The organism is Thioclava sp. ISO4, assembly GCF_058105145.1.
The window spans coordinates 362,068-374,426 of the sequence record NZ_CM176571.1; the positions used below are offsets into that span (position 1 = coordinate 362,068).

12 protein-coding genes are annotated in these 12,359 nt (G+C 65.3%); 9 read left to right on the forward strand and 3 right to left on the reverse strand.

Going from position 1 to position 12,359, the window contains the following annotated elements:
• The first annotated feature begins 5 nt into the window (after positions 1 to 5).
• The 7 genes from AC2TZ7_RS01875 (at position 6) to AC2TZ7_RS01905 (ending at position 8,025) form a co-directional block, all read left to right on the forward strand.
• Positions 6 to 1,388, forward strand: coding sequence for a M16 family metallopeptidase (locus AC2TZ7_RS01875; protein WP_078542513.1), 1,383 nt, complete (start codon positions 6 to 8; stop codon positions 1,386 to 1,388).
• Positions 1,385 to 2,710: a M16 family metallopeptidase gene (locus AC2TZ7_RS01880; RefSeq protein ID WP_489865694.1), complete on the forward strand. Its 1,326-nt coding sequence runs from the start codon at positions 1,385 to 1,387 to the stop codon at positions 2,708 to 2,710. Before AC2TZ7_RS01875 ends, AC2TZ7_RS01880 begins: the two co-directional genes overlap by 4 nt.
• A 65-nt stretch (positions 2,711 to 2,775) precedes the next feature.
• Positions 2,776 to 4,674 (forward strand): DNA mismatch repair endonuclease MutL, encoded by a 1,899-nt coding sequence (gene mutL, locus AC2TZ7_RS01885; protein ID WP_489865695.1) that lies wholly within the window; start codon positions 2,776 to 2,778, stop codon positions 4,672 to 4,674.
• Entirely contained in the window at positions 4,671 to 5,849 is a 1,179-nt protein-coding gene (locus AC2TZ7_RS01890; protein WP_489865696.1) for a DNA recombination protein RmuC, read from the forward strand. The genes mutL and AC2TZ7_RS01890 overlap by 4 nt, the downstream gene beginning before the upstream one ends.
• 61 nt (positions 5,850 to 5,910) lie before the next feature.
• Positions 5,911 to 7,023: an aminodeoxychorismate synthase component I gene (locus AC2TZ7_RS01895; RefSeq protein WP_489865697.1), complete on the forward strand. Its 1,113-nt coding sequence runs from the start codon at positions 5,911 to 5,913 to the stop codon at positions 7,021 to 7,023.
• A complete protein-coding gene (locus AC2TZ7_RS01900; RefSeq protein ID WP_489865698.1) occupies positions 6,996 to 7,613 on the forward strand; it encodes an aminotransferase class IV family protein in 618 nt (205 codons plus the stop codon). Before AC2TZ7_RS01895 ends, AC2TZ7_RS01900 begins: the two co-directional genes overlap by 28 nt.
• A 67-nt stretch (positions 7,614 to 7,680) precedes the next feature.
• Positions 7,681 to 8,025: a DUF3775 domain-containing protein gene (locus AC2TZ7_RS01905; protein WP_078549499.1), complete on the forward strand. Its 345-nt coding sequence runs from the start codon at positions 7,681 to 7,683 to the stop codon at positions 8,023 to 8,025.
• 111 nt (positions 8,026 to 8,136) lie between these two features.
• On the opposite strand, the gene AC2TZ7_RS01910 is transcribed toward AC2TZ7_RS01905, so the two are convergent.
• Complete coding sequence (locus AC2TZ7_RS01910) at positions 8,137 to 8,823, reverse strand: response regulator transcription factor (RefSeq protein ID WP_078521549.1); 687 nt, start codon at positions 8,821 to 8,823, stop codon at positions 8,137 to 8,139.
• Positions 8,824 to 8,965: 142 nt separating this feature from the next.
• Between AC2TZ7_RS01910 and ribA the strand changes: the two genes are divergently transcribed.
• Together ribA and AC2TZ7_RS01920 are read left to right on the forward strand one after the other, a co-directional pair.
• Positions 8,966 to 10,042: a GTP cyclohydrolase II gene (gene ribA, locus AC2TZ7_RS01915; protein WP_489865699.1), complete on the forward strand. Its 1,077-nt coding sequence runs from the start codon at positions 8,966 to 8,968 to the stop codon at positions 10,040 to 10,042.
• The gene (locus AC2TZ7_RS01920) at positions 10,042 to 10,596 is read left to right on the forward strand and encodes a L,D-transpeptidase family protein (protein WP_489865700.1); all 555 of its coding nucleotides are present in this window, start codon (positions 10,042 to 10,044) and stop codon (positions 10,594 to 10,596) included. Before ribA ends, AC2TZ7_RS01920 begins: the two co-directional genes overlap by 1 nt.
• Here AC2TZ7_RS01920 and AC2TZ7_RS01925 read toward each other — a convergent pair.
• Complete coding sequence (locus tag AC2TZ7_RS01925) at positions 10,593 to 11,246, reverse strand: YggS family pyridoxal phosphate-dependent enzyme (protein ID WP_489865701.1); 654 nt, start codon at positions 11,244 to 11,246, stop codon at positions 10,593 to 10,595. The genes AC2TZ7_RS01920 and AC2TZ7_RS01925 overlap by 4 nt on opposite strands.
• 99 nt (positions 11,247 to 11,345) lie before the next feature.
• A complete protein-coding gene (locus AC2TZ7_RS01930) occupies positions 11,346 to 12,323 on the reverse strand; it encodes a porin (protein WP_489865702.1) in 978 nt (325 codons plus the stop codon).
• Between the last annotated feature and the right edge of the window lie 36 nt (positions 12,324 to 12,359).

The window sequence follows — 12,359 nt, forward strand, 5'->3', positions numbered from 1 at the left end:
GGGCATTGCGTGCATTCCTGTTCGCCCTGCTGACATTGGCAGGTCTGAGCCCGGCGGTGGCCGGTGACGTCTCTACTTTCGAGTTGGAAAACGGCCTGAAAGGCGTCGTGATCGAGGATCACCGCGCTCCGGTCGTGGTCCATATGGTCTGGTACAAAGCCGGATCGGCCGACGAGAAGCGCGGTAAATCCGGCATCGCCCATTACCTCGAACACCTGATGTTCAAGGGCACCGACACGATGGCGCCGGGTGAGCTGTCGAAGACGGTCGCGGCCAATGGCGGCTCGGACAACGCCTTCACCAGCTACGACTACACCGCCTATTTCCAGCGCATCGCGGCCGACCGGCTGCCGCTGGTGATGAAGATGGAAGCGGATCGGATGCGCAATCTGCGGATCTCGCCCGATGACGCGAAGACTGAGTTGCAGGTGATCCTCGAAGAACGCGCGCAACGCACCGATTCCAACCCGCGGGCGCTGTTCAACGAGCAGGAGCGCGCCGCCCAGTTCCTCAACTCGCCCTACGGCACGCCGGTCATCGGCTGGCGCAAGGAGATGGAAGGGCTGACCCGGCAGGACGCGCTCAACTGGTATCACGAATATTACGCACCCAATAACGCGATCCTCGTGGTCGCGGGCGATGTGAAGCCCGACGAGGTGAAGGCGCTGGCCGAGAAGTATTACGGCAAGCTGAAACCGACCGAGGACCTCAGCCCCCGCGCCCGTCCGCAGGAGCCGCCGCAACGCGCCTCCCGGCACCTGACCTTCGAGGACCCGCAGATCGCCCAGCCCTATCTGGTGCGCAGCTACCTCGCCCCCGAACGCAACCCGGGCGACCAGAAGCGCGCCGCCGCCCTGACCGTGCTGTCCGAGATTCTCGGCGGCAATCAGGCGACCTCCGTGCTGGGCCGCAAGCTGATCTATGGCGACGGCACCGCGATCTATGCGTCGAGCTATTATGACGGCATGTCGATCGATGCGACGACCTTCAACCTCTCGGTGATGCCCGCCAAGGATGTGAGCCTCCCCGAGGCCGAAAAGGCGCTCGACACGGCGCTGAAGCAATTCCTGAAGGAAGGCATCGACCCCGAGCAATTCGCCCGCATCAAGACGCAGGTGAAGGCCGCCGAAATCTATTCGCGCGACAACACGCAAGGGCTCGCGCGGCGCTATGGCGAGGCGCTGGCCTCGGGCTTCTCGGTGAAAGATGTCGAGGATTGGCCGGATGTTCTGACCTCAGTGACGGAAGAGGACGTGATGGCCGCCGCCCGCGACCTGTTCCAGAACAAGGACTCGGTGACGGGCTACGCGAAGCGCCCCGATGACGCCCCCACCGAAGCCGCCGCCCCCGCCGCACCGCCCGCGCCTGCGCAGGAGATCACCCAATGATCCACACCCGTTTCCCGATCACAGCGCGCCTCGTGATGGCGTCGCTCTTCGCCTTCGTGCTGGCGCTGCCCGCCCGAGCGATCGACATTCAGCAGGTCACCTCGCCCGGCGGCATCAAGGCATGGCTGGTGGAGAATCACGACATCCCCTTCACCGCGCTCGACATCGCCTTCCGGGGCGGTGCGAGCCTCGACGCGAAGGGCAAGCGCGGCGCGATCAACCTGATGACCGCCACGCTCGAAGAGGGCGCGGGCGAGAAGAACTCGCAGCAATTCGCCGAGGCCGAGGAAGCGCTCGCCGCGCAATTCGGCTTCGACGTGGGCGACGACTCGCTCGACATCTCGGCCCGGATGCTGACCGAGAACCGCGACAAATCCGTCGACCTTCTGCGCGAGGCGCTGGTCAATCCGCGCTTCGATCAAAGCGCGATCGAACGCGTCCGCCAGCAGGTGCTGGCCGTGATCGCATCTGACAAGCAAAACCCCAACGACATCGCGGCCGAGAAATTCCGCGAGATCACCTATGGCGATCATCCCTATGGCAGCTCGCTCAACGGCACGGTCGAGAGCGTGAAGGGTCTCACGCGCGAGGATCTGTTCGAGGCCAAGGACCGCGTGATGAGCCGCGATCACATGGTGGTTTCCGCCGTGGGCGACATCACCCCGGAAGAACTCGGGCCGATGCTCGACAAGCTGCTGGGCGATCTGCCCGCCAAGGGCGCCGACATGCCGCCCCCCGCCGACCCCAGCTTCAAGGGCGGCGTGACCACGGTCGATTTCGACAGCCCGCAATCGGTGGTGATGTTCGGCCAGAAGGGGATCGGGCTGAAAGACCCCGATTTCTTCGCAGCCTATGTGCTCAACCAGATCGTCGGCGCGGGCGGTTTCTCGTCGCGGCTGATGGACGAGGTGCGCGAGAAGCGCGGCCTGACCTATGGCATCGCCTCCTATATCGTCGACAAGGATCTGGCGAAGACGTGGCAGGGCAGCTTCGCCTCCGCCAATGAGAAGGTCGCCGAGGCGATCTCGGTCGTCAAAGAGCAGTGGCAGAAAGCGGCGACCGGCAAGGTCACCGACAAGGAGCTGGAAGACGCCAAGACCTACCTCACCGGCGCCTATCCGCTGCGTTTCGACGGCAATGGCACGATCGCGGGCATCCTGACGGGGATGCAGCTCAACGACATGGCGCCGAGCTATATCGACACCCGCAACGACAAGGTGAACGCGGTCACGAAGGCCGATGTTCAGCGTGTGGCCAAGCGCATCCTGAACCCCGACAACCTGACCTTCGTCGTGGTCGGACGCCCGCAGGGCCTGAACTGATTTCGCTGGGGATAGCTGGCGCGAATCTCTTTAGATGAGCGCCGCGCCATGCTATCCCTAGTGGAATGAACCAGCACAACCGCAATATCGGCGCGACTGAGCGTCCTGTGATCCGGCAGCTCGATGACGCTGCGGCAAACCGCATCGCGGCAGGCGAGGTGGTCGAACGTCCGGCCTCGGCGGTGAAAGAGCTGGTGGAGAACGCGCTGGACGCGGGCGCGTCGCGGGTCGCGGTGGAATATTGCGATGGCGGCAAGACGCTGATCCGCGTGACCGATGACGGCTGCGGGATGACCGCCGAGGATCTGCCGCTGGCGCTCTCGCGCCATGCCACCTCGAAGATCGACGGCTCGGACCTTCTCAACATCCACACTTTCGGCTTTCGCGGCGAGGCTCTGCCTTCGCTCGGCGCGGTCGGACGGCTGACGATCACCTCGCGTGTGGATGGTCTCGACGCCTTCCAGATCAGCGTGGCGGGCGGCCAGATCGGGCCGGTGAAACCGGCGGCGCTGAACCGGGGCACCGTGGTCGAGCTGCGCGACCTGTTCTTCGCCACGCCCGCGCGGCTGAAATTCATGCGCACCGACCGGGCCGAGGCGCAGGCGATCGCCGATGTGATGAAGCGGCTGGCGATGGCGGAGCCCTATGTCAGCTTCACCCTCACCGATGTCTCGAACGGCAAATCGCGCGAGATCTTCCGCGCCGATGGCGAGCAGGGCGAGCTGTTCGATGCGCTCTCGGAACGACTGGCCCGGGTGATCGGGCGCGCCTTCTCGGATAACGCGGTGAAGATCGACGCCGAGCGCGAAGATATCCGCCTGACCGGCTACGCAGCGCTGCCCACCTATTCGCGCGGCGCGGCGGTGGAGCAGTTCCTCTTCGTCAATGGCCGCCCCGTGCGCGACAAGCAGCTGACCGGCGCGCTGCGCGCGGCCTACATGGATTTCCTCAGCCGCGAGCGTCACCCCGCCGCCTGCCTGTTCCTGACCTGCGAGCCCGAGCGCGTCGACGTCAACGTCCACCCCGCCAAGGCCGAGGTCCGCTTTCGCGAGGCGGCGACCGTGCGCGGGCTGATCGTGACGGGGCTGCGCCATGCGCTGGCGCAGGCGGGACACCGGGCGTCCTCGACCGTCTCGGATGCGACTCTCGGCGCGATGCGCCCCGAGCCGGCCGCCGATCAGCCGCCGCGCATCTATCAGATGGATCGCCCGAGCCTTGGCGCGATGCGCTCGTCCTACTCCGCGCAGGCGCCGCTGCCCGATCCGGGCTATCAGCCCCCCTCCTACCAGCAGCCGTCCTTCCAGGAGGCCCCTGCGCCCAGCTTCGACTATGCGCCCTCGGCCCGCGCCGAGGCCCCGGCGCCCGCCGAGCCCGCGCTGACCGAGAAGCCCCTGGGCGCCGCCCGCGCACAGGTGCATGAGAATTACATCATCGCCCAGACCGAGCGCGGCATCGTCATCGTCGATCAGCACGCCGCGCATGAGCGGCTCGTCTATGAGAAGCTGAAAGGCCAGATGGCCGAGAATGGGGTGCCCGCACAGGCGCTGCTGATCCCCGAGATCGTGGAACTTTCTCAGGGCGACGCGTCGCTGCTTTTGGAACATGCCGACGCTTTGTCGCGCCTTGGCCTGACCATCGAACCCTTCGGCGGCAGCGCGATCGCGGTGCGCGAGACCCCCGCCGTTCTGGGCGAGATCAATGCCGAAGGACTGCTGCGCGACGTGCTCGACGAGCTGTCCGATCTGGGCGACAGCCAGTTGGTGCAGGCCAAGATCGAAGCGGTGCTGAGCCGCATGGCCTGCCACGGCTCGATCCGCTCGGGCCGACAGATGCGCGCCGACGAGATGAACGCGCTGCTGCGCCAGATGGAGGCCACCCCCCATTCCGGCCAGTGCAACCATGGGCGTCCGACTTATGTCGAATTGAAGCTCAGCGATATTGAAAGACTGTTTGGCCGCACATGATCCAGCTTGGCGATATGACCCTGACCCTGAACGACCCGCTGACGCTCGGCCTTCTGCTCGGCAGCGCGGCGCTTGTTATCCTGCTGATCCTGATGGTCGCCATGCTGCGTGCTGCGGGCCGTCAGACCCGTGCGATGGACCCGATGGTCGGCCAGATGAACCTTCTCGCTCAGCGGGTGCAAAGCCTCTCGGACGGTCAGCAACAGCTGTCCGGCGGGCTGCATCACGTCTCCGAGGCGCAGGCCGCGAGCCAGACCAAGGTGCTCGCTCTGATGGAGCAGCGCCTGGCCGAGGTTTCGCGCGGCATGTCGGAAAGCCTGCATGGCACTGCGACCCGCACGGCGCGCTCGCTGGGAGATCTGCATCAGCGACTGGAGGCGATCGACAAGGCGCAGGCCAATATCGAGAAGCTTTCCGGCAATGTGCTGGGCCTGCAGGACATCCTGTCGAACAAGCAGACCCGCGGCGCTTTCGGGGAGATTCAGCTGCACGATATCGTCGGCAAGGCGCTGCCCTCGGACAGTTTCACGATGCAGGCGACGCTTTCGAACGGGAAGCGCGCAGATTGCCTGATCCACCTGCCGAACCCGCCCGGCCCCATCGTGATCGATAGCAAATTCCCGCTGGAAGCCTATGAGGCGCTGCGCCGCGCCGACACGCAATGGGAGCGCCAAGAGGCCAGCCGCGCGATGAAAACGGCGGTGCGCGCCCATATCAAGGCGATCTCGGAGAAATACATCCTCGAAGGCGAGACGGCGGACGGCGCGCTGATGTTCCTGCCCTCCGAGGCGGTCTATGCAGAGTTGCACGCGAATTTCCCCGAACTCGTGCGCGAAGGCTTTGCCGCGAAGGTCTGGATCGTCTCGCCCACGACCTGCATGGCGACGCTGAACACGATGCGCGCCGTGCTGAAGGATGCGCGGATGCGCGAACAGGCGGGCGCGATCCGGAAAGAACTGGCCGCGCTTTATTCCGATGTCGACCGGCTCGGCACCCGTGTCGAAAACCTCGACCGGCATTTCGGGCAGGCTGCGAAAGACATCTCCGAGATCAAGATCTCTGCCGAGAAGGCCGGGAAACGCGCGCGTCGCCTCGACAATTTCGATTTCGAGGAGCTGGCCCCCGATACGGCCGCACAGCCGCTGCTTGTCTCGGCCGCCGAAAAGAAGGCCTAAGCGGCGCCAAGCGTCGCTTTTCGGCTGCGCGCCCCTTCGGAGATTGGCATAGAGTGCGCCCATGAGTGACGAGGTCCGTTTCGACAGGGGGCCGGACGATCGGCCCTGCCGCTTCCGCGACCCCCACGAGGTCATCCGCGCCGACGCGCCGGAGGATCTGCCCGCAGCTTTCGCGGCGATCACGCGCGCGCAGGATGAGGGGCGATGGCTGGCCGGGTTCGCCTCCTACGAGCTGGGCTATTGTCTGAGCGAACGCCTCGCACCGCTCCTGCCCGAGAACCGCGATCTGCCGCTGCTGGCCTTCGGGGTTTTCGACGCGCCCGAGGATGCCCCGCCGCCGATCTCGGAGAACGCGCCGCAGATCGAGCTGGGCGAGCCGCTCTGGTCTCAGGCGCGCTATGCCGAGGCCTTCCGGACGGTCCACGAGTATATCGGCGCGGGTGATTGCTATCAGGTGAACCTGACTTTCCCGATCCCCGTGACGAGCGACGCCACGCCCGAGGCGCTATATGCGGCCCTGTCCAGCGCGGGCCAAGTCCCGCATGGGGCCGATGTCGCGCTGGCCGGGGTGCGCCTGCTGTCACGCTCGCCCGAGCTGTTCTTCCGCGTCGAGGGTGGCAAGATCGTCACGCGGCCGATGAAAGGCACCCGCCCGCGCGGGTCGACGCCCGATGAGGACGCCGCGCTGAAAGCCGATCTGATGGGGGCCGAGAAAGACCGCGCCGAGAACCTGATGATCGTCGATCTGCTGCGCAACGACATATCGCGCATCTGCACGCCGGGCTCGGTCAGGGTGCCGCGCCTTTTCGAGGTCGAGACCTATCGCTCGGTTCACCAGATGATCTCGGAGATCGAAGGCGAACTGGTCCCCGGCACCGGCCTGCCCGAGATTCTGCGCGCGATGTTCCCCTGCGGCTCGGTCACCGGCGCGCCGAAGATCCGCGCGATGGAGATCATCCACGAGCTGGAACCCGACCCGCGCGGCATCTATTGCGGCGCGATCGGCTGGGCCGCGCCCGATGGCCGAATGGAGTTCAACGTCGCGATCCGCACGCTGATGCAGACCGGCCCCGGCCAATGGCGGGTGAATGTCGGCGGCGGGCTGGTCTATGATTCCACCGCCCACGGCGAATATGAGGAAGCGCTTTGGAAAACCCGGTTCCTGCAGATCTGAAGCTGATCGAGACCTTCGGCTGGCATCCCGGCGAAGGTATCCGCCGCCGCGCCCGCCATATCGCCCGGCTGACCCGCGGCGCCGAGCAGCTTGGCTATCCGCTCGACCGAGAGGAACTGACGGCAGCGCTCGACGCGATCTCCGGCGAGAGCCCGCTGCGGGTGCGCCTGACCCTCGACGCGAAGGGCGCGCTCGAGATCACCTCTGCGCCGCTGACGCCGACAACCGCGTGGCGCCTCCATATCTCGTGCGTCACCCTCGACAGCCAGGACCCGATGCTGCGCCTCAAGACCACGGCGCGCGCGCCCTACGATGCCGCCCGCACCGCCCTGCCCGCGGGCGTGGACGAGGCGATCCTGCTCAACGAGCGCGGCGAGATCTGCGAAGGCACGATCACCAATCTCTTCCTGAAACGCGACGGCATCTACCTGACCCCGCCACGCGCCTGCGGCTTGCTGCCCGGCATCCTGCGCGAGGAGATGCTGGAGACAGGGGCCGCCCGCGAAGCCGTCCTGCGGCCCGAAGATCTGGCGCAAGGCGAGGTCTTCATGGGCAACTCCCTGCGCGGCCTGATCCCCGCGCAGCTATGATGCGACACGCAAACGCTTGCGCAGGCCGTGCAATGGCGAGATGATGAACCCAAGAACGGAGGCAGCCATGCTCACCATCAGCCCGGCGAAAATCGCCCATGTCATCATCCGCGCCCGCAAATTCGACGCGGACGTGCCCGGCTCGGGTCAGGCCCGCGAGCTGCGCGCCTTCATCGCTGCGCTGAACGAGGATGAAAAGGCATCGCTGACCGCGGTGATGTGGATCGGGCGCGACACCTATGACGCGTCGGAACTCGACGAGGCGATCGCCACCGCCAAAGCCGAGGCGACCGCGCCGACCGAGGATTACCTGCTGGGAAATCCGATGCTGGCCGATCACCTCGAAGACGGTCTGAATGCACTTGGTATCTCGCTCGAAGAGGCCGAGGAAGACATCTACCCCACGGTCTGAGCCGCGCCGCGCACACCGAAACGACAAAGGCGGCCCCCGCACAGGAGCCGCCTTCCTCATTTCCAACCTTGACGCGCGTCACGCAGACCATGCCGCGCGAAACGCTTCGGATCAGGCCACCAGACGATAGCCGCCCGATTCCGTCACCAGCAGGCGCGCATTCGAGGGATCGGGCTCGATCTTCTGACGCAGGCGATAGATATGCGTCTCGAGCGTGTGGGTGGTGACGCCCGCATTGTAGCCCCAGACCTCGTGCAGCAGCACATCGCGCGGCACCACGCCGTCGGTCGCACGGTAGAGGAACTTGAGGATGTTGGTTTCCTTCTCGGTGAGGCGCACTTTGCGGTCCTTGTCGTCCACCAGCATCTTCATCGCGGGTTTGAACGTATACGGGCCGAGCTGGAAGACGGCGTCTTCGGACTGTTCATGCGTGCGCAGCTGGGCGCGCAGACGGGCCAGAAGCACCGGAAATTTGAAGGGCTTGGTAACGTAGTCGTTGGCGCCGGAGTCGAGGCCGAGGATCGTGTCGGCATCGGTGTCATGGCCGGTCAGCATCACGACCGGGCATTTCACGCCGCTCTTGCGCAGCTTCTTGCACAGCTCGCGGCCATCGGTATCGGGAAGGCCCACATCCAGCACGACGAGGTCGTAAAGCGTCGATTTCGCCTTATCTACCGCTTCGTGACCATTGCTGGCCTCGAAGACCTCGAAATCATCGGTCGCGACGAGCTGCTCGGCGAGCGCCTCGCGCAGATCGTTGTCATCGTCAACCAAAAGGACCTTCTTCAATGATGCCATGTCCTGAGCCTCCATATGTGTTCGACGAATAGCTGTTGCCCTTTCACAGCGATGGCAAGGGTGGTGAAACCTATCTCACGCTGACGTGTCGAATCACCGGGAGATATTTCAATTTGTTACAGTCGAGGCTATCTCAGAGGGCATGACCGGCAATTATTCCCTCGGGCCGAGCCCGGCTGAACGACTGAATCGCGCCCGCGCCGATCTGCGCATGGGGCTGCCCGTTTTGCTGTCCGATCACCTCACGGTGGCGGTCGAGACGCTCTCGCCCGAGCGGCTGGCGGCGTTGCGCGCGCTGGGGCCGCTGACGCTGGTCCTGACCGCACGCCGGGCCGAGACGCTGAAAGCGCGCGTCTATGACGCCGATATCGCCCGGATCGAGGTGCCCGCTGACGCCGATCTGCTCTGGCTGCGTGCGCTCGCCGATCCGGCCGACGATCTGCGCGTGCCGATGAAAGGCCCGCTCAAGGCGCTTCGCGGCGGCGATGCGGACCTCGCCCGCACCGCGATCCGGCTGGCGAAATCCGCGCAGCTTCTGCCCGCAGCGCTGATGGTCGCAGCGCCCGACCCTGCGCCGACGGGGCTGACCTGCATCACCGCCGAAGAGGCGCTTGCCGCCGCCGACATTCCGCAGGCTTTCGCCCCGGTCTCCGCCGCGCGTGTGCCGATGCGCGCCGCCGAAGCCGGTCGGCTGCATATCTTCCGCCCCGACAATGGCGCAGAGGAGCATTACGCGATCGAGATCGGTCGCCCGGATCGCTCCAAACCCGTACTCGCGCGACTGCATTCGGCCTGCTTCACCGGCGACGTTCTGGGCTCGCTGAAATGCGATTGCGGCCCGCAGTTGGACGCGGCGCTGACGCTGATGGGACATGAGGGCGCGGGCATCCTGCTCTATCTCAATCAGGAAGGGCGCGGGATCGGGCTCGCCAACAAGATGCGCGCCTATTCGCTGCAGGATCAGGGATTCGACACGGTGGAGGCGAACCACCGGCTCGGCTTCGAGGATGACGAGCGCGATTTCCGCATCGGCGCGGCGCTGCTGCGCAAGCTCGGGTTTTCGCAGGTGCGGCTGCTGACCAACAACCCCGCCAAGGTTGCGATGCTGGAAGCCAACGGCATCGACGTGACCGAGCGCGTGCCGCTGAAGGTCGGCATGAGCCGCCATAACGAGAACTATCTCGCCACCAAGGCCGCGAAATCGGGGCATATCCTGTGATGCGCCTCACGCCCTCCGGGCTGGTGTTCCGCGGCCGCCGCTTCCCGGTCGAGATCGGCCGCGGCGGCATCAGCGGCCGCAAGCAGGAGGGAGATGGCGCGACCCCCTCGGGGCGGCTGCATATCCTGCGCATGTTCTACCGCGCGGATCGGATCGTCGCGCCTCAGGACTGGGCCGAACCGATCGGCCCACGCGATCTGTGGTGCGACGCGTCCGGAGATTCGGCCTATAACCACTTGGTCCGCGCCCCCTACCCCGCCTCGCACGAGGCGATGCGGCGCGCCGATCCCCTCTATGACATCGTGCTGGTGACCGACTGGAACTACCCGACTGCAAAGGCAGGCAAAGGCTCGGCCATCTTCCTGCATCAGCGTCGTCGGGCGGGCTACCCGACCGCGGGCTGCCTCGCCTTCCGCCGCGATCACCTGATCTGGATCGCGCAGCGCATCGCACCGGGTGAGCCGCTGGAGATTCCCCTTCGGCTTGGCGGAAATATCCTCCGGGGGTCCGGGGGCGGAAAGCCCCCGGCGCTCAACGCCCGCGACAAAGCTTAGGAATAGTCGCGCGCGCCGAAGATCGCCGAGCCCACACGCACATGGGTCGCGCCGGCGGCAATGGCCTTCTCGAAATCCGAACTCATCCCCATCGACAGGCCGTCGAGCCCGTTGCGCCCGGCCATCTCGCCCAGCATCGCGAAATGCGGCGCGGGGTCCTCGAATTCGGGCGGGATGCACATCAGACCGACGACCGGCAGGTCCTTGCCGCGCATATCCGCGACGAACGCGTCTAGATCGTCGGGCAGCACGCCCGCCTTTTGCGGCTCGCACCCGGTATTGACCTGAATGAAAAGATCGGGCGAAGCCCCGCGCGCCTGTGCCAGGTTGGCCAGCTTCTTGCCCAGCGAGGGCCGGTCAAGCGTGTGAATCGCTTCGAACAGCTCCACGGCAAGCTTCGCCTTGTTGGATTGCAGCGGTCCGATCATATGGACCTCACAGCCGGGAAATTCCTCGCGCCAGGCGGGCCATTTGCCCTGCGCTTCCTGCACGTAATTTTCGCCGAACAGCCGATGGCCTTCGCGCAGAACCGCCTCGACCCGCTCGGCGGGCTGAACCTTCGACACGGCGATCAGTTTCACCGATCCCGGCTCGCGCCCTGCCTCTGATTCCGCTTTCGCGATCCGCGCCTGAATCTCGCTCAGTCCCATCTGGCCCTCCCTCGTCAGCGCGCCCAAGAAACACCGCCGGGCCAAAAAAGAAAAGAGCGGGCGCAAGGCCCGCTCTTCCCATCGTTCTGTCCCGAAGGATTAGAACGAGAACTTGATGCCGAGGTCGGCAACCATGTCCGAACCCGAGAGGTCGTTGTCAGCAACGCCGCCCTTGATGGTCGCGCCGCCGCCGAGGTCGTACTCAGCGCCGAGACCGTACCAGGTCACGTCATTGTTGGTAGCCGACTTGTCGTCGACCTTCTGAACGTAGCCGCCAACGGTGGTCGCGCCGAAGACCGACGAGAAGCCGAGGCCGTACCAGTTCGCGTCAACGTCTTGACCGCGGTGAGCGATACCGGCTTTGACCGAGGTGTTGCCGAACTGAGCCACACCAGCGAGGGTGACCATGTCCATGTCGCTGTTCGCAACCGAGCTGTCGACCGCTTCGTAGCCGAGACCAACGGTGTAGTTGCCGAAGGTATATGCACCAGCAACTGCATACTGCTGGTCGCCGCTAGCATTCGTGGCGTCAACGCGACCATCGGAAACCGACGCAGCAACCGAGAACGCACCGAAGGTGCCGGTATACAGCAGGTTCGGGCCGGTGTTGCCACCATTTGCCTGGGCGCCACCGTTATCGAAGGTCAGGTATTCGATATCGTTCGACAGAGCGAGGCCAGTGCCGGTCGCCGTAGTGTCGCTCGACGACAGGTCGGTGTAGCCAACTTCGTAGAAGTCGCCGAACAGAGCTTCCGAAGCGCCGACAACGTCGCCCATCGAGATCTTGCCGAATGCGCCGGAGATGTAGACCGAAGCAGCGGTGCCAGCGGTGGCATTGGTCGCTTGGTCAGCGCGCATGGAGCCGCCGAACTCGACGCCACCGTCGGTGGTGCCCGACATGGTGAACGAGACGCGGATGCGGCTCGAGAAATTCCACTCGTTGTCAGCGATGCCGGTTGCACCGTCTTGACCATTGTAGACGACACCCATGCGGCCGTCGCCGCCAACGGTGACTTCGGCGGCGGCGATGCCAGCCGAGAACACCAGAGCGGTCGTCGCGAAGAGAACCTTTTTCATCGTTTTCCCTCATTGTCTTACAGGTAACCCCCAACC